General features: G+C 72.6%; 21 protein-coding genes and 1 other RNA gene. 17 read left to right on the top strand and 5 right to left on the bottom strand.

The window, feature by feature from the left end; genetic code table 11:
- Window positions 1-143: 143 nt before the first annotated feature.
- Both BN3794_RS13375 and BN3794_RS13370 read right to left on the bottom strand, forming a co-directional pair.
- A complete protein-coding gene (locus tag BN3794_RS13375) occupies window positions 144-518 on the bottom strand; it encodes a YraN family protein (RefSeq protein ID WP_066097999.1) in 375 nt (124 codons plus the stop codon).
- Complete coding sequence (locus BN3794_RS13370) at window positions 508-2,226, bottom strand: penicillin-binding protein activator (protein ID WP_066097997.1); 1,719 nt, start codon at window positions 2,224-2,226, stop codon at window positions 508-510. The genes BN3794_RS13375 and BN3794_RS13370 overlap by 11 nt, the downstream gene beginning before the upstream one ends.
- Window positions 2,227-2,316: 90 nt before the next feature.
- On the opposite strand from BN3794_RS13370, the gene rsmI reads away from it, so the two are divergent.
- Complete coding sequence (gene rsmI, locus BN3794_RS13365; RefSeq protein ID WP_066097995.1) at window positions 2,317-3,153, top strand: 16S rRNA (cytidine(1402)-2'-O)-methyltransferase; 837 nt, start codon at window positions 2,317-2,319, stop codon at window positions 3,151-3,153.
- A gap of 9 nt (window positions 3,154-3,162) precedes the next feature.
- Here rsmI and BN3794_RS13360 read toward each other — a convergent pair whose 3' ends face one another.
- Window positions 3,163-4,137, bottom strand: coding sequence for a zinc-dependent alcohol dehydrogenase family protein (locus BN3794_RS13360; protein WP_160330925.1), 975 nt, complete (start codon window positions 4,135-4,137; stop codon window positions 3,163-3,165).
- A gap of 109 nt (window positions 4,138-4,246) precedes the next feature.
- On the opposite strand from BN3794_RS13360, the gene rnpB reads away from it, so the two are divergent.
- An RNA gene (gene rnpB / locus BN3794_RS13355) (RNase P RNA component class A) lies at window positions 4,247-4,596 on the top strand.
- Window positions 4,597-4,944: 348 nt separating this feature from the next.
- Here rnpB and BN3794_RS13350 read toward each other — a convergent pair.
- Window positions 4,945-5,700, bottom strand: coding sequence for an NRDE family protein (locus BN3794_RS13350; RefSeq protein WP_066097991.1), 756 nt, complete (start codon window positions 5,698-5,700; stop codon window positions 4,945-4,947).
- Between the two features lie 327 nt (window positions 5,701-6,027).
- Between BN3794_RS13350 and BN3794_RS13345 the strand changes: the two genes are divergently transcribed.
- The 14 genes from BN3794_RS13345 to lpxC all read left to right on the top strand — a co-directional run bounded on the left by BN3794_RS13345 (window position 6,028) and on the right by lpxC (window position 22,501).
- Window positions 6,028-6,471, top strand: a complete 444-nt coding sequence (locus tag BN3794_RS13345) for a division/cell wall cluster transcriptional repressor MraZ (protein WP_066097989.1) — start codon at window positions 6,028-6,030, stop codon at window positions 6,469-6,471.
- Window positions 6,472-6,485: 14 nt separating this feature from the next.
- Complete coding sequence (rsmH, locus tag BN3794_RS13340; protein ID WP_078059756.1) at window positions 6,486-7,571, top strand: 16S rRNA (cytosine(1402)-N(4))-methyltransferase RsmH; 1,086 nt, start codon at window positions 6,486-6,488, stop codon at window positions 7,569-7,571.
- Window positions 7,568-7,831: a cell division protein FtsL gene (ftsL, locus tag BN3794_RS13335; protein WP_066097987.1), complete on the top strand. Its 264-nt coding sequence runs from the start codon at window positions 7,568-7,570 to the stop codon at window positions 7,829-7,831. The genes rsmH and ftsL overlap by 4 nt, the downstream gene beginning before the upstream one ends.
- On the top strand, window positions 7,828-9,702 hold the full coding sequence (locus BN3794_RS13330; protein ID WP_066097985.1) for a peptidoglycan D,D-transpeptidase FtsI family protein: 1,875 nt from the start codon (window positions 7,828-7,830) through the stop codon (window positions 9,700-9,702). The genes ftsL and BN3794_RS13330 overlap by 4 nt, the downstream gene beginning before the upstream one ends.
- Window positions 9,699-11,237 (top strand): UDP-N-acetylmuramoyl-L-alanyl-D-glutamate--2,6-diaminopimelate ligase, encoded by a 1,539-nt coding sequence (locus tag BN3794_RS13325; protein ID WP_066097983.1) that lies wholly within the window; start codon window positions 9,699-9,701, stop codon window positions 11,235-11,237. Before BN3794_RS13330 ends, BN3794_RS13325 begins: the two co-directional genes overlap by 4 nt.
- Complete coding sequence (locus tag BN3794_RS13320; protein WP_066097981.1) at window positions 11,234-12,622, top strand: UDP-N-acetylmuramoyl-tripeptide--D-alanyl-D-alanine ligase; 1,389 nt, start codon at window positions 11,234-11,236, stop codon at window positions 12,620-12,622. The genes BN3794_RS13325 and BN3794_RS13320 overlap by 4 nt, the downstream gene beginning before the upstream one ends.
- The gene (gene mraY / locus BN3794_RS13315; protein ID WP_066098897.1) at window positions 12,612-13,697 is read left to right on the top strand and encodes a phospho-N-acetylmuramoyl-pentapeptide-transferase; all 1,086 of its coding nucleotides are present in this window, start codon (window positions 12,612-12,614) and stop codon (window positions 13,695-13,697) included. The genes BN3794_RS13320 and mraY overlap by 11 nt, the downstream gene beginning before the upstream one ends.
- A complete protein-coding gene (gene ftsW / locus BN3794_RS13310) occupies window positions 13,697-15,046 on the top strand; it encodes a putative lipid II flippase FtsW (RefSeq protein WP_066097979.1) in 1,350 nt (449 codons plus the stop codon). The genes mraY and ftsW overlap by 1 nt, the downstream gene beginning before the upstream one ends.
- Window positions 15,043-16,278, top strand: a complete 1,236-nt coding sequence (murG, locus tag BN3794_RS13305) for an undecaprenyldiphospho-muramoylpentapeptide beta-N-acetylglucosaminyltransferase (RefSeq protein WP_066097977.1) — start codon at window positions 15,043-15,045, stop codon at window positions 16,276-16,278. The genes ftsW and murG overlap by 4 nt, the downstream gene beginning before the upstream one ends.
- Window positions 16,275-17,720 carry a UDP-N-acetylmuramate--L-alanine ligase gene (gene murC, locus BN3794_RS13300; RefSeq protein WP_066097975.1) on the top strand — a complete coding sequence of 482 codons (1,446 nt, stop codon included), beginning with the start codon at window positions 16,275-16,277 and terminating at the stop codon, window positions 17,718-17,720. Before murG ends, murC begins: the two co-directional genes overlap by 4 nt.
- Window positions 17,721-17,811: 91 nt before the next feature.
- A complete protein-coding gene (locus BN3794_RS13295; protein ID WP_066097973.1) occupies window positions 17,812-18,651 on the top strand; it encodes a cell division protein FtsQ/DivIB in 840 nt (279 codons plus the stop codon).
- Window positions 18,648-19,883 (top strand): cell division protein FtsA, encoded by a 1,236-nt coding sequence (gene ftsA / locus BN3794_RS13290; RefSeq protein ID WP_066097971.1) that lies wholly within the window; start codon window positions 18,648-18,650, stop codon window positions 19,881-19,883. The genes BN3794_RS13295 and ftsA overlap by 4 nt, the downstream gene beginning before the upstream one ends.
- Window positions 19,884-20,027: 144 nt before the next feature.
- Window positions 20,028-21,248: a cell division protein FtsZ gene (gene ftsZ, locus BN3794_RS13285; protein WP_066097969.1), complete on the top strand. Its 1,221-nt coding sequence runs from the start codon at window positions 20,028-20,030 to the stop codon at window positions 21,246-21,248.
- Between the two features lie 335 nt (window positions 21,249-21,583).
- Window positions 21,584-22,501 carry a UDP-3-O-acyl-N-acetylglucosamine deacetylase gene (lpxC, locus tag BN3794_RS13280; RefSeq protein WP_066097966.1) on the top strand — a complete coding sequence of 306 codons (918 nt, stop codon included), beginning with the start codon at window positions 21,584-21,586 and terminating at the stop codon, window positions 22,499-22,501.
- Between the two features lie 247 nt (window positions 22,502-22,748).
- On the opposite strand, the gene BN3794_RS13275 is transcribed toward lpxC, so the two are convergent.
- The gene (locus tag BN3794_RS13275; RefSeq protein ID WP_187128078.1) at window positions 22,749-23,192 is read right to left on the bottom strand and encodes a DciA family protein; all 444 of its coding nucleotides are present in this window, start codon (window positions 23,190-23,192) and stop codon (window positions 22,749-22,751) included.
- Here BN3794_RS13275 and BN3794_RS13270 point away from each other — a divergent pair, their 5' ends adjacent.
- Entirely contained in the window at window positions 23,193-24,146 is a 954-nt protein-coding gene (locus BN3794_RS13270; RefSeq protein WP_066097962.1) for a M23 family metallopeptidase, read from the top strand.
- Window positions 24,147-24,224 lie beyond the last annotated feature (78 nt).

Genomic DNA, 24,224 nt, shown 5'->3' with positions numbered 1-24,224 from the left:
GGCGGCGGCGGCGATCACGTCGAGCGGCGCCTGGCTGGGAAGCCCGCAGGGCCGGCAGCGTTCGTCGCTGTCGCTATGGCTGTCGTTGTCGTCACCGGCGCGGCGCCGTCGCGGCCGGGCCGGGGCAGGGGCGTTGGAGCCGCTCAGTCGTCGGCGCGGAACGCGTCGCGGATCCAGCGCAGCCGCGGCGGTTCGCCTTCGGCCTCGACCACGTCGAAGCGGCACGGGCAGGCGGCCAGCTGCGGATGCGCGGCCAGCCACAGGGCCGCGGCGCGGACCAGGCGGCGGCGCTTGCCGACGTCCACCGAGGCGGCGCCGCCGCCGAAGCCGTTGCCCTGGCGGTAGCGCACCTCCACGAACACCACCGTGTCGGCGTCGGCCGGATCGCGCATCACCAGGTCGAGTTCGCCGCCGCGCACGCGCGCATTGGCCTGCACCAGCCGCAGGCCGGCCTGTTCCAGCCGCCGCCGCGCGGCAGCTTCCACATCGTTGCCGCGGCGTTGCCGGTCAGTGGCCACCGGCCACGGGGACCGGGCGCCCGCCGCTGAAGCTGGACCAGGCCGGGGTACGCAGCACGTTGCCGAAGCCGTCCAGGTGCAGCGTGCCGGTGGCGCCGGGCAGGCCCTGGCCGGCGGCCAGCTTGTCCAGGTAGGCGCTGATCACCCAGGCATCGCGGCCGAAGGCGAACAGGCGCGCGCCGCCGCCGCGGGCGGTGGGCAGGGTGCCCAGCGCGGGCATGCCGGCCAGCGCCGCGCCGCCGCCGATGTCGCCGGGATAGACCACCCCGTCCAGCACCACGTCTTCCTCGGGCTTGCCGGTGCCGAGCACCAGCTGCGAGGTGCCCACGCGGGTGCGGCCGGCCAGCCCGGCCAGCGCCAGCTGCGGCATCAGTGCCCGCGCCTGCGGGCCGCGCACGGCCAGGAACACCGCGTCGGCCGCGGCCCAGGGCGCCAGCTGGGTGGCCAGGTCCACCGGCACCTCGTTGCCGATGCCGACCGTGCCGGCCACCTGGCCGCCGCGGGCGGTGAACCGCTCGCGGAACGCGGCGGCGGCGCGGCGGCCGTTGTCGTCGTTGCTGGCGATGATCACCGCATTGCGCTTTTCCAGGCCGAGCAGGTACTCGGCAGCCATCACACCGTCGTCCTCGGGGGCCAGCGAGAAGCCGGCGTTGCCCGGCGGCGGCGCGCTGCCGTCGGCGGGACGGTTCAGGGCCAGGACCGGCACGCTCAGGTTGCCGCTGGCGAACAGCGCACCGACCTCGTCGCGGCCCAGCGGGCCGACGACGAAGTCGGCACCGGCCGCCACGGCGCGGCCATAGGCGGCCACCGCGCCGGCCGCGGTGCCGGCGGTGTCGTAGAACTCGATGTCGGGCCGGCGCCGGGACTGGCCGTAGTAGCCGGCGAGCAGGCCGTCGCGCACCGGGGCGGCGGCGGTGGCCAGCGGCCCGGTCAGCGGCAGCAGCACGCCCATCTTCAGCGGCGGGCGGTAGCCGTCCGGATCGGCCGGCGGGCGCTTGGCGGTGTCCACCAGGCCCTCGCCGCGCTCGAACGGGCGCGGCAGCGGCAGGCCACGGGCGAGCAGGGCGCGGCCGGCGAAGTTGTACAGCGGGTCGCCGGCGGGCAGCGCGGCGGCGGCGGCCGCCAGGCGGGCACCGTCCAGCGAGGCCAGCAGGCGGGTGATCTCGCGCTGGTTGTCGCGGCGCGCGGCGTCCTTCAGGCCGGCATCGGCATGGGCACGGGCCTCGGCCGCGCCGAGGGCATCGCCGCCGGCCTCCAGGGCGCGCCCGCGGGCCAGGTACCAGCGCGTCTGCAGCGCCGCCGGCAGGGCCTGCGGCGAGGAGCCCAGCGCCTGCAACGCCTGTTGCGGCTGCTGCGCGCCCAGGGCCAGTTCGCCGACCAGCAGGCCGTGGCGCGCGGCGGTGGCGCCGCCGAGCTGGCGCGCCTGCACCTGCGCCAGCAGGGTGCGGGCGCGGTCGTCGTCGCCGGCTTCGTGCCAGGCGAAGGCGGCATCGGCCAGCAATGGGTTGCGCGCGGCGCCGTGGGCGGCGGCGGCCTGGCTCTCCAGCTGCTGCGCGGCCTGGCGCGGTTGCCCGGCCTCGAGCAGGGCGAGGGCGGCATCGTGTTCGGGCGAGGCGGGAGCGGGCGCGAGCGGGGCGGTGGCGCAGCCGGCCAACAGCACGGTGGTCAACAGCAGTCCCGCAAGGCGGTTCCGGGCCGGGTTGTTCATCGGTCTTCCATCGCAAGGGGGCGCGGACGCGCCGGTGCAGGGGCTAGGATTCTCCCCTCGCCCATGAAACCGCCATGAAGGCTCCCCGTCTTGACCGCTTCCGCTCCCGGCATCCTCCACGTCGTCGCCACCCCGATCGGCAACCTCGGCGACCTCTCCCCGCGCGCGCAGGAGGTGCTGCGCAGCGCCGACGCGGTGTGCGCCGAGGACACCCGCCATACCCGCCAGCTGCTGGCCCATTTCGGCATCGAGCGGCCGCTGCTGGCCTTGCACGAGCACAACGAGGAGGCGATGGCGCAGCGCGTGGTCGAGCGTCTGCTGGCCGGGCAGTCTCTGGCGCTGGTGTCCGACGCCGGCACGCCGCTGGTGTCCGACCCGGGCTTCCGGGTGGTGCGTGCCGCGCGCGCGGCCGGGATCCGGGTCAGCCCGGTGCCGGGCCCGAGCGCGATCGTCGCCGCGCTCAGCGTGGCCGGGTTGCCCAGCGACCGGTTCGCCTTCGAGGGCTTCCTGCCGGCCAAGCCTGCGGCGCGGCGCGAGCGCCTGGCGCGGCTGGCCGGGGAGACGCGCACGCTGGTGTTCTACGAGGCCTCGCACCGCATCGCCGAATCGCTGCAGGACCTGGGCGGCGCTTTCGGCGGCGAGCGCCCGGCGGTGCTGGCGCGGGAACTGACCAAGCTGTTCGAGACCGTGCTCGACGGCACCCTGGATTCGCTGCTGGCCACGGTGCGGGCCGATGCGGACCAGCGCAAGGGCGAGTTCGTCGTGGTGGTGCAGGGCGCGGGCGAGGACGAGACCGCGAAGATCGCCGAGGGCCGCCGCGTCTACGCGCTGCTCGGCGCGCACCTGCCGCCGTCGGCCGCCGCGCGCCTGGCCGCGGAAATCACCGGCGCGCCGCGCAAGGCGCTGTACGGGTCGGAGCCGGGCTGAGCGGCGCGCTCAGGGGATCAGCACCGCCGCGCCGGTCAGCCGGCCCGAGCGCAGGTCGTCCAGCGCCTGGTTGGCCTGCTCCAGCGGGTAGCGGGTGACCTTGGCGCGCAGGCCGGCCTTGGGCACGATCGCCAGGAAGTCCAGCGCATCCTTGCGGGTCAGGTTGGCCACCGACACCAGCTGCCGTTCCTCCCACAGGATGCTGTACGGGAAGGAGGGGATGTCGCTCATGTAGATGCCGGCGCAGACCACGCGCGCGCCCTTGCGCACCGAGCGCAGCGCCACCGGCACCAGCGGGCCGACCGGCGCATAGATGATCGCCGCGTCCAGCGCGTGCTTCGAGGGACGGTCGGACGGCTCCACGTCGGCCGCGCCCAGCGAGCGGGCGAAGGCCGCCGACGCCTCGGCGCCGGGGCGCACGAAGGCATAGAACTCGCGGCCCTGCCAGTGCAGCACCTGGGCGATCAGGTGGGCGGCGGCGCCGAAGCCGTACAGGCCGACGCGCTTGCCCTCGCCGGCGATCACCAGCGAGCGCCAGCCGATCAGCCCGGCGCACAGCAGCGGCGCCATTTCCGCATCGTCGCCGTCCTCGGGCATCGGGTAGGTGTAGCGCGCCTCGGCCACCGTCAGCTGGGCGAAGCCGCCGTTGCGGGTATAGCCGGTGAAGCCGGGGGCATCGCACAGGTTCTCGCGCCCTTCCAGGCAGTACTGGCAGTGGCCGCAGGTATGGCCGAGCCAGCCCACGCCGACGCGCTGGCCGATCCGCAGCGTGTCCACGCCGGCGCCGAGCGCCTTGATCCGGCCGACGATCTCGTGGCCGGGTACCAGCGGCAGGTTGGGATGGTGCAGGTCGCCATCGACCACGTGCAGGTCGGTGCGGCACACCCCGCAGGCGCCCACCTGGATGAGCACCTCGCCCGGGCCGGGCACCGGATCGGGAAGTTCGGCCGGCTCGAGCGGCGTGCCCTGTCGGCGTAGCAGCATCGCTTTCATGGGCCGGAATATAGTCCCCTGAACCGGAGGCGGAGTGACGGCGGCGTCTACGCGGCGCGGGTGCGGCGGCAGCGCCCGGGTGTGGGACAATGGCCGCGGCGGAGTCGGCCAGACAGTCGCGTCACCCGCAAGGGTGCCGAGGAAAGTCCGGGCTCCACAGGGCAAGGTGCCAGGTAACGCCTGGGCGGCGCGAGCCGACGGAAAGTGCAACAGAAAGATACCGCCCAAGACTGCGCAAGCAGGACGGCAAGGGTGAAATGGTGCGGTAAGAGCGCACCGCGAGCCTGGTAACAGGCCGGCACGGCAAACCCCACCTGGAGCAAGACCAAATAGGGACCTCATGACGTGGCCCGCGTCGGGTCCGGGTAGGTTGCTCGAGCGTATCGGTGACGATGCGCCTAGAGGAATGGCTGTCCACGACAGAACCCGGCTTATCGGCCGGCTCCGCCGCCTCTTCGAAGTGGTTCGTTGCCCGCCTGTTTGCTCAGGCGGGTGGATGCGTGCGGGGTCGCGTGCCCGGCCCCGCCGGTGCCGTACCGCGCAGGTCCGCGGCGGGCGCGGCGGATGGGCCCCGCCGCGGCCGGATATCCGGCAATGATCGGTGTCTTGATCTTCCTCGATAGCACGCACCGGTAGCCCGCTGGAACGGATTCGATGCCGAGGCCGCTGCACGCGTCCGGCGATGCCGGGCGGCCGGCATGCGTGCGCGGGATCCGTTTGCCGGCCCTGGCCGCTGCCGACGTGGCCGCCTCGACACCCGTCCCGGCCGTCGGTCGCTCGAGCCAGTCGGGTGGGGTGTCAGAGTGCCAGCCGCGTCTGGCCGAGGAAGATCCCGTCCGCGCCGAAGCGGCGTTCGTGGATCCAGCCGTGGCCGGCGTGGTCGATCGCCAGCAGGGTGCTGGCGCGGGTGCCGTAGGCGGGGCCGCAGATGAAGGCCGGCGACAGTTGCCGTTCCAGGTCCAGGCCGATGCCGGTGTCGGGCAGGTCGGCATCGGGTGCCACGGTCCGGTCGGCCAGGGCGGCCCACAGCGGCGCCGGATCGTCGCAGCCGTTGTCGATCCAGCGCCGCAGCGCCGCGGCCAGGTGCAGGCTCTTGGGCCAGGGCGCGTCCGGCGCGCCGTTGGACAGGGCATGGATGCCGTCGCCGAGCGGCCCGGCCGCGAATGGATGGTTGCCGACGAAGCGAGCTTCGCCCTGGTCGGCCAGCACCAGGTTGAATGGCGGGTAGCGGTCGGCCTGCGGCGCCACCCTCGCTGCCCAGGCCGCCGCGCCGTCCTGCCCGGCGAGGTAGTCCTCGACCAGATGGCCGCGCGAGCACCCTTCGCGCGCGGCACCCGGGTCGCGCACGTTGGTCACCACCGCAGCGCGGCCATTGGCGGCCAGGCCCATCCAGGTCCCGCCCGAGCGCAGGTCGCGCCCGGCCAGCACCGGCCGGGCGGGCGTCCCGCGGCGCTGCAGGGCCGCGCTGGGACGGGCGTGGAATTCGTCGCGGTTGCCGGCCATCAGCAGGCGCCAGCGCGGGTGCAGGTTCCAGGCCAGGGCGATCAGGCACATGGGGCGATTGTGCCGGGACGCGGTGGCGATGTGCGCAGCTGGCGCATTCATCTTCTGCGACGGCGATCACGCGTGACGGCCGTCTTCATCCGCATGAATCCCACTTCAATCTCAAATCCTGAGACGAAACAGCAACTTGTGGATAAGCCTTGAACAAGTCTCTGAACCTTGGTGCAAACCATTGATGTGCTTGCCGATTTCTGTTCCGCGCGGTTGTTGACAACCTCAGGTCCGCTGCTAAGGTGGGCATCCGAGGGAAAACCGGGTTTTTTGTGGTTTTTCGTGGTTCAATGTTGACTCCGGTGAATTTCGGGAGAAGCAGGCGCCGTGTTCCAGGGCGAGACCGCCATCACGATCGACGACAAGGGGCGAATGGCGGTGCCGACCGCGTATCGCGACCTCGTCGCGCGTGCGGGCAACCGCCTGGTGCTGACCTACAACCCGTTCGAGCGGGGCTGCCTGTGGCTGTACGCCCTGCAGGAGTGGGAGCGGGTGCGTGACGATGTCATGGCCCGCCCCAACCTGAACGGAACCGTGCGGATCCTGCAGCAGAAGCTGGTCGGTTCCTCCTCGGTGCTGGAACTGGACGGCAACTGCCGCATCACCCTCCCCCCCAGCCACCGCGCCGCGGTGGGCCTGGAGAAGAAGGCCGTGCTGCTGGGCATGGGAGAGAAATTCGAACTCTGGAGCGAGCAGGCTCACCGCGAACTGATCCAGCGGACCTTGTCCGATGCGGATCTGGGCGGGGACCTGCTCGACCTGAGGTTGTGAGCCGGGGTGCCCGGATGCGCGGCAAGGCGCAGGCCGGTCACCTCGCGGCGCCCCAGCTGCCGGTCGCGTCGATGGCCCATCTGCCGGTGCTGTACGCGCAGGTCATGGACGAACTGAAGGTGATCGAAAACGGACGTTACCTGGACGGCACCTTCGGGCGTGGCGGACACGCGCGCGGGGTGCTGGAACGACTCGGCACGGGAGGCCGGTTGCTGCTGATGGACAAGGATCCCGAAGCGATCGCGGTGGCCGAACAGGCGTTTGCTGCCGACCCTCGCGTGTCGATCCGGCGCGGCAGCTTCGCCGCGCTCGGCGACTGGGACCAGGCCCGCGCGCTGGACGGCATCCTGTTCGACCTGGGCGTGTCCTCGCCGCAGCTGGACGTGGCCGAGCGAGGCTTCTCCTTCGGCAAGGACGGCCCGCTGGACATGCGCATGGACCCCGAGTCCGGGCAGAGCGCGGCGCAGTGGCTGGCGCAGGCCTCCGAGCGCGAGATCGCCGACGTGCTGTGGACCTACGGCGAGGAGAAGCTCAGCCGCCGCATCGCCCGCGCCATCGTCGCCCGTCGCGCCGAGCAGCCGCTCGCGCGCACCGCGCAGCTGGCCGAGCTGATCGCCTCGGTGATGCCGCGCGGCAAGGACAAGATCCATCCGGCCACGCGCAGCTTCCAGGCCATCCGCATCCACATCAACCGCGAGCTGGCCGACCTGGAAGCCGGGCTCGACGCCGCCCTGGCCGCGCTGAAACCGGGCGGACGGCTGGCGGTGATCAGCTTCCACTCGCTGGAAGACCGCATCGTCAAGCAGTTCATCGCCCGCCACGCCAAGGCGCCGCCGGCCAATCGCCGGCTGCCGGAAACCCAGGCCTTCGTGCCGACGCTGGGTGCCGTCGGCGGGGCGATCAAGGCCGACGAGGCCGAGCTGGCCGCCAACCCGCGTGCGCGCAGCGCGGTGCTGCGCGTGGCAGTGAAGCTCGATGCCGACGGCCGGCCGGGCAGCGGCGGGTACGAAGGCGATGCCGGCGCCGCGCGGACGGGCGTCGGCCGGCCGGCCCCGGGCGGTGCCCGGGCGCCGGCGCCGGCACGCGGGGGTGCCCGATGAGCCGCCTGCTGCTCGTCGTCCTGCTTGCCTGCACCGTGGCTTCCGCCATCGGCGTGGTCTACATGCGCCATCGCCACCGCGAGTTGTTCGTGCAGCTGTCCAAGCTCGAGCGCGAGCGCGACGAGCTGAACATCGAGTTCGGCCGGTTGCAGCTGGAGCAGGCGACCTGGGCCGAGGCCAACCGCGTCGACCAGGTCGCGCGCGAGCGCCTGGGGATGAAGTTCCCCGAGGCGGCCGACATCGTGGTGGTGCGCCCATGAAGAAGGCCGCACGCAACCGCGCCCGCAGCAGCTTCAACCTCCAGGGCCGGGTCATGCTGGTCGGCGCCGCGCTCGGCCTGTGCTCGGTCACCCTGATCGGCCGCGCCGCCTACGTGCAGCTGGTCAACAGCGACTTCTACCTGCGCCAGGGCGAGGCGCGCTACCTGCGCGAGCTGCCGATTCCGACCTCGCGCGGCATGATCACCGACCGCAACGGCGAGCCGCTGGCGGTGTCCACGCCGGTGGAATCGATCTGGGCCAATCCGCAGGAACTGCTCAAGGCGCCGGACCGGATTCCGCAGCTGGCTGCCGCGCTGGACCTGCCCGCCGATACGCTGACCGCGCGCCTGTCGCAGAAGTCGGACAAGGAGTTCGTCTACCTCAAGCGGCGCATGAACCCGGATACCGCGCACAAGGTCCTGGCGCTGGGCATCCCCGGGGTGTTCTCGCAGCGCGAGTTCCGCCGCTTCTATCCCCAGGGCGAGGCGATGGCCCACGTGCTGGGCTTCACCAACATCGACGACCGCGGCCAGGAAGGCCTGGAACTGGCCTTCGACAGCTGGCTGCGCGGCAAGGCCGGCAGCAAGAAGGTGGTGCGCGACGCGCGCGGGGCGATCGTGGAGAGCGTGGACCTGGTGCGACCGTCGCAGCCGGGCAAGGACCTGACCCTGAGCATCGACCGGCGCATCCAGTTCCTGGCCTACAAGGAGCTGCGCAACGCGCTGGTGGAGAACAAGGCCGCCGGCGGTTCGATCGTGGTCATGGACGTGGCCACCGGCGAGGTCCTGGCCATGGTCAACCTGCCGACCTACAACCCGAACGCGGTGGTCGGCGCGGCGCCGGACACGCGCCGCAACCGCGCGGTGACCGACCTGGTCGAGCCGGGCTCGACGATGAAGCCGCTGACCGTGGCCACCGCGCTGCAGGCCGGGGTGGTCACCCCGGACACCATCATCGATACCAACCCCGGCTTCCTGACCCTGGGGCGCTTCACCATCCGCGACGTGCCGCGCAACAACGGCGTGCTCAACGTCACCGGGGTGATCACCCGCAGTTCCAACGTCGGCGCCGCCAAGATCGTGGCCAAGGTGCCCGACGCGACGTTCTACAACACGGTGCGCAGCTTCGGCTACGGCGCCTCGCCGCACAGCGGCTTCCCCGGCGAGTCGGCCGGCGTATTGGCCTCGCCGGCGCGCTGGAGCGGCACTTCCAAGACCACCATGGCCTACGGCTACGGCCTGTCGGTGACGCCGCTGCAGATCGCGCGCGCCTACTCGATGCTCGGCAACGGCGGCAAGCTGGTCACGCCGACCTTCGTCAAGGGCCAGCACGAGCCGGCCCCGCAGGTGCTGGACCCGAAGATCGCCACCGAAGTGGTGCGGATGATGGAGACCGTGGTCACCCAGGGCGGCGCCAAGGGCGCGGCGATCCTCGGCTACCACGTCGCCGGCAAGACCGGCACCGCGCGCAAGGCCGGGCCCGGCGGCTACGAGCGCGGCCACTACAACGCGCTGTTCGCCGGCCTGGTGCCGGCCAGCCGCCCGCGCTTCGCCACGGTGATCGTCATCAACGATCCGCAGGCCGGCAAGTACTACGGCGGCCTGGTGTCCGCGCCCGTGTACCACAGCGTGATGGACGGCGCGCTGCGGCTGATGGACGTGCCGCCGGACGACATCCAGTCCTGGCTGGCGGCGCAGGCCGCCGGCAAGACCGGCCAGGCCGTGCCCAAGCCGACCGCCGCCGACGAGGCCGCGGCGGTGGACACCGTCGATGCGGCCACCGAGATCGAGGCGGCGCTGCCGGCGCCGGTCCACGCCGCCGCCGAGCCGCCGCCGCCGCCGTTGGACGCCCCGGCGGAGGTGCGCCAATGAGCGCCGTCGACCTCGGCCGCCTGCTGCCCGACGTCGCCGCCGCGCACGGCGTGGCGGTGTCCGGCCTGTCCCAGGACAGCCGCATGCTGCACCCGGGCGATGCCTTCGTCGCGCTGGCGGGCTTCGGCCACCACGGCCTGGCCTTCGCCGCGCAGGCGCGCGAGCGCGGCGCGGCCGCGATCCTGTTCGAGCCGCCGGCACCGGCGGGCCTGGCGGTGCCGGCCGATGCCATCGCCGTGCCCGGGCTGCGCGCCCGCCTGGGCGCGCTGGCCGACGCCTTCCATGGCCAGCCCTCGCAGGCGATGACCGTGGTCGGGGTGACCGGCACCAACGGCAAGACCTCCACCGTGCAGCTGCTGGCCCAGGCCTGGCACCGGTTGGGGCTGCGCAGCGCCACCCTGGGCACGCTCGGCGTGGGCCTGTACGGCCAGCTCGAGCCCACCGGGTTCACCACCCCGCAGGTGTCGCAGGTGCACGCCATGCTCGCCGGCCTGCGCGCGCGCGGCGCGCAGGCGGTGGCCATGGAGGTCAGTTCGCACGCGCTCGACCAGGGCCGGGTGGACGGGGTGCACTTCGACGTGGCGGTGTTCACCAACCTCACCCGCGACCACCTGGACTACCACCACACCATGCAGGCCTACGGCGCGGCCAAGGCCCGCCTGTTCGCCATGCCGGGCCTGAAGGCCGCGGTGGTCAACCTCGACGACGCCTTCGGCCGCGAGCTGGCCGCGGGCCTGCGCGAGCGCCTGCCGGTGGTCGGCGTCAGCGCCGCCGGCGCCGCCGGCGCGGATGTCGCTGCCTCCGCCCTGGCGCTGGACAACCGCGGCATCGCCTTCGAGCTGTCCATCGCCGGGCAGCGCCAGCGGGTGCGCTCGCCGCTGCTGGGCCATTTCAACGTCGACAACCTGCTGGCGGTGGCCGGGGTGCTGCATGCGCTGGCGGTACCGGCCGCGCAAATCGCCGCGCTGCTGCCGCAGCTGCAGCCGATCCGCGGGCGCATGAACCGCCTCGGCGGCGAGGACGGCCTGCCGCTGGTGGTGGTGGACTATGCCCATACCCCCGACGCGCTGGCGCAGGCCCTGCAGGGCCTGCGTGCCCACGCCGCCGGCCGCCTGCTGTGCGTGTTCGGCTGCGGCGGCGAGCGCGACGCCGGCAAGCGCCCGCAGATGGCGGCCATCGCCGAGCGCCTGGCCGACTGCGTGATCGTCACCGACGACAACCCGCGCCACGAGGACGGCGATGCCATCGTCGCCGACATCGTCGCCGGTTTCGCCGCGCATGGATGCGCAAGCGGTGCGGTCGCAGGACGCGAAGGAGCGCCGCGCCACGCTGCAGTTGCCGTGCAGCGCGACCGCGCCGCGGCCATCGCCCAGGCCATCGGCCAGGCCGGGGCCGAGGACATCGTGCTGATCGCCGGCAAGGGCCACGAGCCCTACCAGGACGTGGCCGGCACCAGGCATCCCTTCGACGACACCGCGGTGGCCACCGCGGCGCTGCAGGCGCGCGCCGGCGCCGGTGCGGAGGTGGCGCGATGAGGAGCACGCCGCTGTCGCTGATCGCGCACTGGGCCGACGGCACCCTGCACGGCGATGACACCGTGATCGACGCGGTGTCCAACGATACCCGGACGCTGGCCCCGGGCAGCCTGTACGTGGCCCTGCGCGGCGAGCACCTGGACGGCCATGCCTTCGCCGCCGGGGCGGCCGCGCGCGGCGCCAGCGCGCTGCTGGTCGATCACCTGCTGGCCACCGTGGAACTGCCGCAGGTGGTGGTGGCCGACACCCAGCAGGCGCTGGCGCGCATCGCCGCGGCGATGCAGCGCGACCGCGCCACCCGGGTGTTCGCCATCACCGGCTCCAACGGCAAGACCAGCGTCAAGACCCTGCTGCTGGCGATCCTGCGCTATGCCGCCGCGCGCAGCGGCGCGGTGGTCTACGCCACGCCCGGCAACCGCAACAACGAGATCGGCCTGCCGCTGGCGGTGATCGACGCGCCCGAGGACGCCGATTTCGCCGTCTACGAGATGGGCGCGGGCAAGCCCGGCGACATCGCCTACCTCACCGCCATCGCGGTACCGCACTACGCGCTGGTCAACAACGTCGCCCCGGCGCACCTGGAGCGCATGGGCAGCCTGCTCGGCGTGGCCCGGACCAAGGGCGCGATCTACCAGGCGCTGCCGCTGGACGGCACCGCGGTGATCAACGCCGACGATGCCTTCGGCCTGTGGTTCGAGCAGACCGTCGCCGCCGGCCGCGGCCTGCGCCGTTTCGCCCTGGACGCCAGCGCCGAGACCGGCGCACGCGCGATCGCGGCCGACGGCGATGGCTCGCGCTTCGTGCTGGTGGCGCCGGAAGGCGAGGCCGAGGTCGCGCTGCACCTGCCCGGGCGCCACAACGTGGGCAATGCCCTGGCCGCGGCCTCGCTGGCGCTGGCCGCGGGCATCCCGCTGGCCGACGTGGCCGCCGGACTCGGCGACGCGCGCCCGGTGGCCGGGCGCCAGGCCGCGCACGTGCTGCGCTCGGGCGCGGTGCTGGTGGACGACAGCTACAACGCCAACCCCGGTTCGCTGGCCGCCGCCATCGACACGCTGGCCGCCGCCGGCGGGCAGGCCTGGCTGGTGCTGGGCGACATGCGCGAGCTGGGCCCGGACGCGCCGGCGCTGCATGCCGAGGCCGGCCGCCACGCGCGCCGCGCCGGCATCGCCCGCCTGTACGCGTTGGGGCCGCTGGCCGCGGCGGCAGCCGCCGCGTTCGGCGAGGGCGGCCGCGCTTTCGAGTCGCACGACGCGCTGGCGCGCGCGCTGGGCGACGAACTTCACGCTGGCGTGCGCTGCCTGGTCAAGGGCTCGCGCGGCAGTGCCATGGACAAGATCGTGAGCGCGCTGCTGGCGCGCGATGGGGACCCCGCCGATGCTGCTTGAGCTGGCCCGCTGGCTGCAACAACTGGAGAGCCTGTTCGGGCTGTTCAACTATCTGACGTTCCGCGGCATCCTCGCCGCGCTGACCGCCCTGTTCCTGTCGCTGTGGTGGGGGCCGTACGCGATCCGCCGCCTGGCCCAGCTCAAGGGCGGCCAGCCGATCCGCCAGGACGGGCCCAAGACCCACTTCTCCAAGGCCGGCACCCCGACCATGGGCGGCGGCCTGATCCTGTCCACGGTCACCGTCTCGGTGCTGCTGTGGGCCGACCTGCGCAACCGCTACGTGTGGCTGCTGCTCGGGGTGATGCTGTGCTACGGCGCGATCGGCTGGTACGACGACTGGATCAAGATCGTGCGCCGCGATCCCAACGGCCTGAAGTCGCGCTGGAAGTACCTGCTGCAGTCGATCTTCGGCGTGGCCGCGGCGCTGTTCCTGTACCACACCGCCGACGTGCAGGCCGCGCACACCTTCTACATCCCGCTGTTCAAGTCGGTGGCGCTGCCGCTGGCCGGGGTGAGCTTCGTGGTGATCGCCTATTTCTGGATCGTCGGCTTCTCCAACGCGGTCAACCTCACCGACGGCCTGGACGGGCTGGCGATCATGCCCACCGTGCTGGTGGCCTGCGCGCTGGGCGTGTTCGCCTATGCCTCGGGCAACATCCTGTTCTCCAGCTACCTGAAGATCCCCTTCATCCCCGGCGCGGGCGAACTGGTGATCGTGTGCTCGGCCATCGCCGGGGCGGGCCTGGGCTTCCTGTGGTTCAACACCTACCCGGCGATGGTGTTCATGGGCGACATCGGCGCGCTGGCGCTGGGCGCGGTGCTCGGCACCATGGCCGTGATCGTGCGCCAGGAGCTGGTGCTGGTGATCATGGGCGGGCTGTTCGTGATCGAGACGCTGTCGGTGATGATCCAGGTGGCCAGCTTCAAGCTGACCGGCAAGCGCGTGTTCCGCATGGCGCCGATCCACCACCACTTCGAGCTCAAGGGCTGGCCCGAGCCGCGCGTGATCGTGCGCTTCTGGATCATCTCGGTGGTGCTCGTGCTCGTCGGCCTGGCGACGTTGAAGGTGCGCTGATGAACGACATGCCGCGCCAGGCCACCCCCATCGACGCGATCCGCGGCCGCTACGACCTGTGGGTACTGGGCGCCGCCGTGGCGCTGGCCTCGCTGGGCGTGGTGATGGTGGCCTCGGCCTCGATCGAGCTGACCGCCAGCCCGTTCTACTACCTGACCCGCCACCTGGTCTCGCTGGGCATCGGCGTGGGCCTGGCCTGGTGGGCGGCGCGCACCGACCTGCGCAGCATCGAGAAGTACAACCAGGTGCTGCTGCTGGCCTGCTTCCTGCTGCTGCTGGTGGTGTTCATCCCGGGCCTGGGCAGCAGCGTCAACGGCGCCCGCCGCTGGATCAACCTGGGCCTGACCCGGTTCCAGACGGTGGAGGCGGTGAAGGTGCTGTACATCGTCTGGCTGGCCAGCTACCTGGTGCGCTTCCGCGACGACGTCAACGCCACCTGGGGGGCGCTGGTCAAGGCGATCGGCGTGGCCCTGGCGCTGATCGCGCTGCTGCTGATGCAGCCGGACTTCGGCTCCTCCACGCTGCTGCTGGGCATCACCGCCGGCATGCTGGTTCTGGGCGGGGCCAACCTGCCGCGCATGTCCATGCCGGTGCTGGCGCTGTTGCCGGCGCTGGTGGCGCTGGTGGTGTTCGAGCCCTACCGCATGCGCCGCGTCACCTCGTTCCTGGACCCGTGGGCCGACCAGCTCGGCTCGGGCTACCAGCTGTCCAACGCGCTGATGGCGATCGGCCGCGGCGGCTGGAGCGGGGTCGGCCTGGGCGCCTCGGTGCAGAAGCTCAACTACCTGCCCGAATCGCACACCGACTTCATCTTCTCGGTGATCGCCGAGGAAATGGGCTTCGTCGGCGTATGCGCGGTGGTCGGCCTGTACGCGCTGCTGGTGGGCCGGGCGTTCTGGCTGGGCATGAAGTGCGTGGAGATGCGCCGCCACTTCTCCGGCTACATCGCCTTCGGCATCGGCCTGTGGATCGCCATGCAGGCCTTCGTCTCGGTGGGCGTGAACCTGGGCATCCTGCCGACCAAGGGACTGACCCTGCCGCTGATCTCCTCGGGCGGCTCCTCGGTGATGATGACCTGCGCGGCCGTCGGCCTGCTGCTGCGCGTGTCCTACGAACTCGACCGCGCCACCCAGATCGCGCGCCTGCGCAACGACGGCATGGTGCCCGGTCCGGCCCCGGCGACCGAGCCGCCGCATGCGCCGGCCGCCCCGGCGGCGCCCGCGCCCGTGCCGGTGCGGCCCGAGGTCGCGGCGCGCCCGGCGGTGGCCGCCAATCCGGTCTCGGCGGCGCTGCGCGGTGTGCGCGGCGGCCGCGAACGGGTCGAGCCGACCCTGGGGAGGCTGGCATGAACGGCCCGGCATCCCGCGACACCCGCCCGGTGATGATCCTCGCCGGCGGCACCGGCGGGCACATCTTCCCCGGCCTGGCCGTGGCCGCGGTGCTGCGCGCGCGCGGCGTGCCGGTGGTGTGGCTGGGCGCGACCGGCAAGATGGAGACCCGCCTGGTGCCCGAGCACGGCATCGAGATCGATACGCTGGACATCGCCGGCCTGCGTGGCAAGGGCGCGCTGGCGCTGCTGGGCGCGCCGTTGCGCGTGGCGCGCGCGGTGCGTGCGGCGATGGCGGTGATCCGCCGCCGCCGGCCGCGCGCGGTGGTCAGCTTCGGCGGCTTCGCCGCCGGTCCCGGCGGCCTGGCCGCGCGCCTGTGCGGCCTGCCGCTGGTGGTGCACGAGCAGAATCGCGCCCCGGGCATGACCAACAAGGTGCTGTCGCGCTTCGCGCGGCGCGTGCTGACCGGCTTCCCGGGCAGCTTCCCCGGCCGCGAGGAGGCGGTGGGCAACCCGGTCCGCGCGGAAATCGCCGCGCTGGCGCCGCCGGCCACGCGCCTGGCCGGGCGCCAGGGCCCCATGCGCCTGCTGGTGCTCGGCGGCAGCCAGGGCGCGCGCGTGCTCAACGACGCACTGCCCACTGCGCTGGCCGGCCTGCGCGAGGTGCCGCTGCAGGTGCGCCACCAGTGCGGCCAGGCGCTGGCCGGCGAGGCGCGCGCCGCCTACGCCGCGGCCGGCCTGGACGTGCAGGTCGAACCGTTCATCGCCGACATGGCCGCCGCCTACGCCTGGGCCGACCTGGTGGTGTGCCGCGCCGGCGCATCGACCCTGGCCGAGCTGTGCGCGGCCGGCATCGGCAGCGTGCTGGTGCCCTTCGCCGCGGCGGTGGACGATCACCAGACCCGCAACGCCGAGTACCTGGTCGAGCATGGCGCGGCCGTGCTGCTGCGCCAGGACGCCACGCTCGCCGCGCACCTGCAGCCGCTGCTGCGCGCGCTGGCCGCCGATCCGGCGCGACGCCTGGCCATGGCCGACGCGGCGCGCGCGCTGGCGCGTACCGACGCGGCCGAGCGCATCGCCGACATCGTGCTCGCCGAGGCCGCCGGTGGCGGTTCCGGGATCGGCGACGGACATCCCCAGGACCCACAGCAGGAATCGCAACCGATGCACGCAGACAAGGGCAACGGCCAGGCGCGCGACGCGTCCGGCGCCGTGGCTTCCCCGCTCGCCGCTACCCCGGGAGGTGCCCGGTGATCCGCCGCCTGCGCGACACCGAGGATTCGGTCAAGGCGTTCCCGCGCGTGCACTTCGTCGGCATCGGCGGCACCGGCATGAGCGGCATCGCCGAGGTCATGCTGACCCTGGGCTACGAGGTGTCCGGCTCGGACAACGCCGACAACGCCGCCACCCGCCGCCTGGCGCGGCTGGGCGCGCGCATCATGCGCGGGCACAACGCCTCCAACGTGCTGGGCACCGACTGCGTGGTCGTCTCCAGCGCGATCAAGGCCGACAACCCCGAGCTGATGGAGGCGCGCAGCCAGCGCATCCCGATCATGCCGCGCGCGGCGATGCTGGCCGAGCTGATGCGGTTCCGCCGCGGCATCGCCGTGGCCGGCACCCACGGCAAGACCACCACCACCAGCCTGACCGCGGCGGTGCTCAGCGAGGGCGGGCTGGACCCGACCTTCGTCATCGGCGGCCAGCTGCTCGCCGCCGGCGCCAACGCGCGCCTGGGCACCGGCCAGTGGCTGGTGGCCGAGGCCGACGAGAGCGACGGCAGTTTCCTGCGCCTGAACCCGCTGGTGGCGGTGGTCACCAACATCGACGCCGACCACCTGGAGAACTACGGCAACGACTTCGCCCGGGTGAAGGCCGCGTTCGCCGAATTCCTGCAGCGCCTGCCGTTCTACGGCCTGGCGGTGCTGTGCGTGGACGATCCGGAAGTGGCCGAGCTGGCCGCCGCCACGCCGCGCCACGTGATGACCTACGGCCTGGACCGCAATGCCGACGTGCGCGCCGAGGACGTGGTCCAGCGCGGCCCGCACATGCACTTCACCCTGTGCCTGCCGGGTGGCGAGCGCCTGCCGGTGGAGCTGGCGCTGCCGGGGCGGCACAACGTGCTCAACGCGCTGGCCGCGGCCGGCGTGGGCTGGCAGCTGGGGGTGGAACCGGAGGCGATCGCCCGCGCCCTGGCCGGGTTCGCCGGCGTGGGCCGCCGCTTCAACGACCTGGGCGAGGTGGCGCTGCCGCAGGGCGGCACGGTGCGCGTGATCGACGACTACGGCCACCACCCGCGCGAGCTGGCCGCGGTGTTCGCCGCCGCCCGCGGCGGCTGGCCGGACCGGCGCCTGGTGCTGGCCTTCCAGCCGCATCGCTATACCCGCACCCGCGACCAGTTCGACAACTTCGCCGCGGTGCTCAGCGAGCCGGACGCGCTGGTGCTCAGCGAGGTCTATCCGGCCGGCGAGCAGCCGATCCCCGGTGCCGACGCCAAGTCGCTGGCGCGGGCGATCCGCGCGCGCGGCCGCAGCGAGCCGGTGGTGGTCGGCCATGCCGGCGAGCTGCTGGACGTGCTGCCGGACGTGCTCAAGGACGGCGACCTGCTGCTGATGATGGGAGCCGGCGACATCGGCGCGGTGTCCCAGCAGGTGGGCAGCGAAGGCTTCCACGACCGCGGGGAGGCCACGCCGGCATGACGATGCGGATGCCCGCGCCCTGCCTGCACGCCCCGGCCGCCGGACGGCCGCGGTGGCGCGCGCGCGCGTCCGCGGCGGCGGGAGGCGCGGCATGAACGTGGTCGTGCGCATCCTCGCCTGGGTGCTGGCGGTGGCGCTGGTGGCGCTGCCGGTAGTGGCCGTGCTCAACGGCTGGGTCGGCGCCGAGCGCTGGCCGCTGTCGCGGTTGCGCCTGAGCGGCGACCTGCAGCGGGTGCAGGCCGACCAGATCCGCGCGGCGGTGATGCCGTACGCGCGCGCGGGCTACTTCGCGGTCCGGCTCGACCAGGCCCAGGACGCGGTGCGGCGCCTGCCGTGGGTGGAGTCGGCGCAGGTCAGCAAGCAGTGGCCCGGGATGCTGGTGGTGCGGGTCGTCGAGCATCGTCCCTTCGCCTTCTGGGGCGCGGACCGCATGCTTTCCGAACAGGGCCGGCTGTTCCCGGTGCCGGCCGGGCTGAAGGACGTGGACCTGCCGCACTTGGGCGGGCCCGACGCGCGCAGCGCCGAAGTGGTGGAGCTGTACAACCAGGCCGGCGCGCTGTTCGCGCCGACCGGCCTGAAGGTGGTCTCGCTGGTGCTCGACGACCGCGGCAGCTGGGCGCTGCAGCTGGGCAACGGCACCCAGGTGGTGGTCGGCCGCGACGACGCGCGCGAGCGCCTGGCGCGATTCGCGCGGGTGCTGCCGCAACTGCTCGGCAACGCGCAGCCGATCGAGCGCGCCGACCTGCGCTACACCAACGGCTTCACCCTGCAGTGGGGCAATGCCCCGGCACCGGCCCGGCCGCCGGCGACGCCGCGCCCGGCGCTGCCGGCCCCGGTCGCCGGCGGCGCGCGCCTGGCGCTGGCTCCCCGCCGGGCGATGCCCCGGCGCGCCCTTTTCCCCTCCGTTTCCATTCCCGGCTTCTCCACATGAATCGCAAAGGTGACAAATCGCTGATCGTCGGGCTGGACATCGGCACCTCCAAGGTGGTGGCGCTGGTCGGCGAGTATTCGCCCGGCAGCCCCATCGAGGTGATCGGCATCGGCTCCCACGACTCGCGCGGGCTCAAGCGCGGCGTCGTCGTGGACATCGAGTCGACCGTGCAGTCGATCCAGCGCGCCGTCGAGGAGGCCGAGCTGATGGCCGGCTGCGAGATCCGCTCGGTCTACGCCTCGATCTCCGGCGCCCACGTGCAGTGCAAGAATTCCCAGGGCATCCAGCCGATCCGCGAGGGCGAGGTCACCTGGGGCGACCTGGACCGCGTGCTGGAGGCCGCCAAGGCGGTGGCGATCCCGGCCGACCAGCGGATCCTGCACGCGATCGCGCGCGAGTACGTCCTCGACGATTCGCAGGAAGGCATCCGCAATCCGGTCGGCATGACCGGCGTGCGCCTGGAGGTGCACGCGCACCTGGTCACCTGCGCGCAGTCGGCGGCGCAGAACATCACCAAGTGCGTGCAGCGCTGCGGCCTGCAGGTGGACGACCTGGTGCTGTCCTCGCTGGCCTCCTCGGTGGCGGTGCTGACCGACGACGAGCGCGAGCTGGGCGTGGTGCTGGTGGACATGGGCGCCGGCACCACCGACCTGGCGGTGTTCGTGCAGGGCGCGATCTGCCACACCGCCTCGCTGCCGATCGCCGGCGACCACGTCACCAGCGACATCGCCCACATGCTGCGCACGCCGACCCCGGAGGCCGAGCAGATCAAGGTGCGCTACGCCTGCGCGCTGGCGCAGCTGGCCACCGCCGAGGAATCGATCCAGGTGCCCTCGGTCGGCGACCGCCCGCCGCGGCGGATGCCGCGCGCCTCGCTGGCGCAGGCGGTGCAGGGCCGCTACGAGGAGATCTTCGAGATGGTGCAGGCCGAGCTGCGCCGTTCCGGCTTCGAGGAACTGGTGCGCGCCGGCATGGTGCTCACCGGCGGCGCCTCGAAGATGGAAGGCGTGGTCGAGCTGGCCGAGGAAATGCTGCAGATGCCGGTGCGCATGGGCATCCCGCAGCACGTCACCGGGCTGGGCGAGGTGGTGGGCAACCCGGTGCATGCCACCGGCGTGGGCCTGCTGCTGATGGGCAGCCAACTGGACAACCCGCGTCGGCCCTCGCTGCCGACCGGACGGGCCGGCAGCCTCTTCAGGCGGCTGCGGGACTGGTATCGCGGCGCGTTCTGAGGGCAGGCGCGCCGATGAGGGCAGGGAGAAGACACGCAAGGCAGCGACGGCAACAACGCAACACCGCCGGGTGACCGGCACCACCACAACACTCGCCCGGGCACCGGCACCCCGCCGGAAGGGCAACGAAAGAGGACAACGGACATGGCGCATTTCGAACTGATCGAGAAGATGGCACCCAACGCGGTGATCAAGGTGGTAGGCGTGGGCGGCGGCGGCGGCAACGCCGTGGCGCACATGGTGTCCAGCAACGTGGACGGCGTGGAGTTCATCACCGCCAACACCGACTCGCAGGCGATCAAGAACTGCGGCGCCAAGCTGCAGCTGCAGCTCGGCCAGAACGTGACCAAGGGCCTGGGCGCAGGCGCGAACCCGGAAGTGGGCCGCCAGGCCGCGCTGGAGGACCGCGAGCGCATCATGGATGCGCTGCAGGGCTCGGACATGGTGTTCATCACCGCCGGCATGGGCGGCGGCACCGGCACCGGCGCGGCGCCGGTGGTGGCGCAGATCGCCAAGGAGATGGGCATCCTGACCGTGGCGGTGGTCACCAAGCCGTTCCCGTTCGAGGGCCGCCGGCGCATGCAGGTCGCGCTCAAGGGCATCGAGGAGCTGAGCCAGCACTGCGACTCGCTGATCACCATCCCCAACGAGAAGCTGATCACGGTGCTCGGCCGCAACGCCACCATGATCCAGGCGTTCCGCGCCGCCAACGACGTGCTGCAGGGCGCGGTGCAGGGCATCGCCGACCTGATCGTGCGCCCGGGCCTGATCAACGTGGACTTCGCCGACGTGCGCACCGTCATGTCCGAGATGGGCCTGGCGATGATGGGCACCGGTTCGGCGCGCGGCGACGACCGCGCCCAAGCCGCGGCCGAGTCGGCGATCCAGAACCCGCTGCTGGACGACGTCAACCTGGCCGGCGCCAACGGCATCCTGGTCAACATCACCGCCGGCCCGGACTTCACCATGGCCGAGTTCGATGAGATCGGCCGCACCGTCGACGGCTTCGCCTCCGAGGACGCGACCGTGGTGGTCGGCACCGTGCTCGACCCGGACATGCAGGACGAGGTGCGGGTGACCGTGGTCGCCACCGGTCTGAACCGCGCGGTGAGCCGCCAGAGCCAGCGTCCCGGCGAGCGTGCGCCGATCAAGCTGGTGCGCAACGCCACCACCGGCGCGGCCGAGTTCCCCGGCTTCGAGGGCGAGGACGCGATCGCGCGCGCCACCGGTTCGGTGGGCCTGGGCCTGCGTCGCCCGGCCGCGGAGCCGGCGACGGCCTCGACCGGCGCTGCCGGCACCGGTGCGGCGGAGCTGCCCAGCGACTACCTGGACATCCCTGCGTTCCTGCGCCGCCAGGCCGACTGACCGGTCGGCGGCGAGCGCGGCCCGCGCTGCGGGCCGCCGCCCGCCGCGGCGCCCGGCCCGAAGCGGATGGCTTGCCCGGCCATCCGTCCGTCGCGCCGTGACGCCTGCCGTGGCCGGTCCGGTCGCGGTGTCGTGGCAACCCCGGGGGCGGCCTGTCCGTCCGCATCCGGGGGCGATACCTTTTTCCTGCCGGGTCTGGCGGCCCGGCAGGCTTTTGTCTTTCCGGGCGCCGGCCACTGCCGGGCCCCTGGCCGCGACGGCCGGTTCAGACCCGCGGTGATAGACTGCAGTGCTGTTCAGCGCCCGTCTGCGCGCACAGGACGACACTTCCCCCGATGACCCAGCAACGCACCCTCAAGACCACGATCCGCGCCACCGGCGTGGGCCTGCACAGCGGCAACAAGGTCTACATGACCCTGCGCCCGGCCCCCGTGGACCACGGCATCGTGTTCCGCCGCGTGGACCTGGACCCGGTGGTGGAGGTGCCGGCACGGGCCAACCTGGTCACCGAGACCACGCTGTGCACCGGCCTGAGCGTCGGGCCGGCCAAGGTGCAGACCGTCGAGCACCTGATGTCGGCGCTGGCCGGGCTGGGCATCGACAACATCATCGTCGAGCTGTCGGCGGCGGAACTGCCGATCATGGACGGCTCGGCCGGCCCGTTCGTGTTCCTGCTGCAGTCGGCGGGGATCGTCGAGCAGGACGCGCCCAAGCGCTTCATCCGCATCCTGCGCCCGGTCGAGGTGCACGAAGGCGACAAGGTCGCCCGCTTCGAGCCCTACGAGGGCTTCAGGCTGGACTTCACCATCCGCTTCAACCATCCGATGATCCCGGCCAAGCAGTCGCATGCCGAGCTGGAGTTCTCCACCGCCGCCTACATCCGCGAGATCGCGCGCGCGCGCACTTTCGGCTTCATGCGCGACCTGGAGTACATGCGCGAGCGCAACCTGGGCCTGGGCGGTTCGATGGACAACGCCATCGTGCTCGACGAGTTCCGCGTGCTCAACGACGACGGCCTGCGCTTCGCCGACGAGTTCGTGCGCCACAAGATCCTCGACGCCATCGGCGACCTGTACCTGGCCGGCGGCCCGGTGCTCGGCGCCTATACCGCCTTCAAGTCCGGCCACGACCTCAACAACAAGCTGGTGCGCGCACTGCTGGCCGAGGCCGATGCCTGGGAATGGGTGAGCTTCGAGCCAGACGGCGCCTCGCCCCCGGTCGCCTACGGCTCCCCGTCGTACGCCTACGCCTGAGGCCCGCGCGGCCGACGGCGTTGCGCCGGGCACCGGTATCTCCCTGTCTTCCCGATACGCCATGCGCGGATTGCGTATGGAACGCCGGTTGCCGCGCGTGGCCGGGACACGAAAGTGTGAATTGCAACGATCGCACCGTTCTGGATTAACGGGAATTTAGCGATTCGCTAACTAACGCGGCCTTCACGCCGGCTAGGATTCCCGGGTCCCGTCGATCGGCCGCCCGCGGCCCTTCCACATCGCCGGGTCAGGATCCGGACGTTTCGTCCTGCAGGGATGCCAAGGTCCGCCGGACATGCTCCAGCGTCGCGGCGGAGACGGGTTGCCCGCCTTGCGTGCCGGCCTGCATCGGGGAATGCAGCTCGGCCGGGGCTGTCCTGGCGGTCACCCGTGCAGCTTTCAGCCCGAGGGATCGGGCCGCGTCGAGGATGCCCGCTTCGGCAAGCCGCAACTTGGCATGCCACACGGGGGAGTCGACCAGAAAAACGAGCTGACCGTCCCTGACGTTGGCCAGCCGGCAGTGCCGGGCCAGCGCGGGGGGCAGGTGGGGCCGCAGTTGCCGGTCCAGCGCCTGCAGCTGCAAGGCACGGTGCAGCGGATGGCCTGCCTTGTCCGCCATCAGTGCCTCCAGCGCCTGACGGGGCACGGACGGGGCGCGGTCGCTGGTCTTGGTCTTGGACATGAAACGAATATGGCATTCCACAAGAAGATCGTCATCAAGTCGCGTGTGAACGGAAGGGGGGACGGCCTGCTCGCGCGCCTGGCGGAGCTGGCCGACCAGCGTCCGCGCGCGGTATTGGGAGCCACCCTCGGCGCCGGCCTGCTGCTGGGCATGGGCCTGATGGGCGGGATCGGCCTGGCCGACAACGCCCGCCTGCGCCACGAGCTGGCCCGCCAGGAACAGGCGCTGGCGCAATCGCACCAGGCCTCGCAGGCGCAGGTCAACGCCCTGGCCGCGCGCCTGGGCGAGCTGCAGGCCCAGGCCACGCGCCTGAACGCGCTGGGCGAGCGGCTGACCCAGGCCGGCCAGCTGCAGGACGGCGAGTTCGACTTCAGCGAGCCGGTCGGCGTGGGCGGCGGCGACGAGCCGGTCCGCGACATGCCGGTGGAGGACCTGAAGCAGGACATGGGCGCGCTCGGCCAGCAGCTGTCCGCCTCCGGGCGCCAGCTCGACGTGCTCTCGGCGCTGCTGTTCGACCACCAGCTGGAGCAGAACGCGGTGCCCTCGCGCGCGCCGGTGAGCAACAGCTACATCACCTCCGGCTTCGGCCGCCGCGTGGATCCGTTCGGGCGCGGCATCGGCGACCACAAGGGCCTGGATTTCCATGCCAACGTCGGCGATCCGGTGCTGTCGGTGGCCGACGGCGTGGTGAGCTATGCCGGCGTGCGCAACGGCTACGGCAACGTGGTCGAGGTGGACCACGGCAACGACTACGTCACCCGCTATGCGCACAATTCGCGCCTGCTGGTGAAGGTGGGCGACCTGGTGCGCGCCGGCCAGCAGGTCGCCAAGGCCGGTTCCAGCGGCCGCTCCACCGGCGCCCACGTCCATTTCGAGGTGTGGAAGAACGGCGTGGCGGTCAATCCGCGCAAGTTCCTGGGCGAAGGCGGCAACACCCCGGTGGCCCGCCGCGGCCGTGCCTGAGCCTCCCCGCGGCGCCCCGGCGCCGCCTTGATTCGACGCCTGCCCGCCCCAAGCTACAATGGGCGTTGCCACGACAGG

The organism is Xanthomonas massiliensis (assembly GCF_900018785.1).
In the GTDB taxonomy this organism is placed as follows: Bacteria; Pseudomonadota; Gammaproteobacteria; order Xanthomonadales; family Xanthomonadaceae; genus Xanthomonas_B; species Xanthomonas_B massiliensis.
Note: the sequence above shows the minus strand (reverse complement) of the source record. Positions and strands in the feature narration are given on the sequence as shown.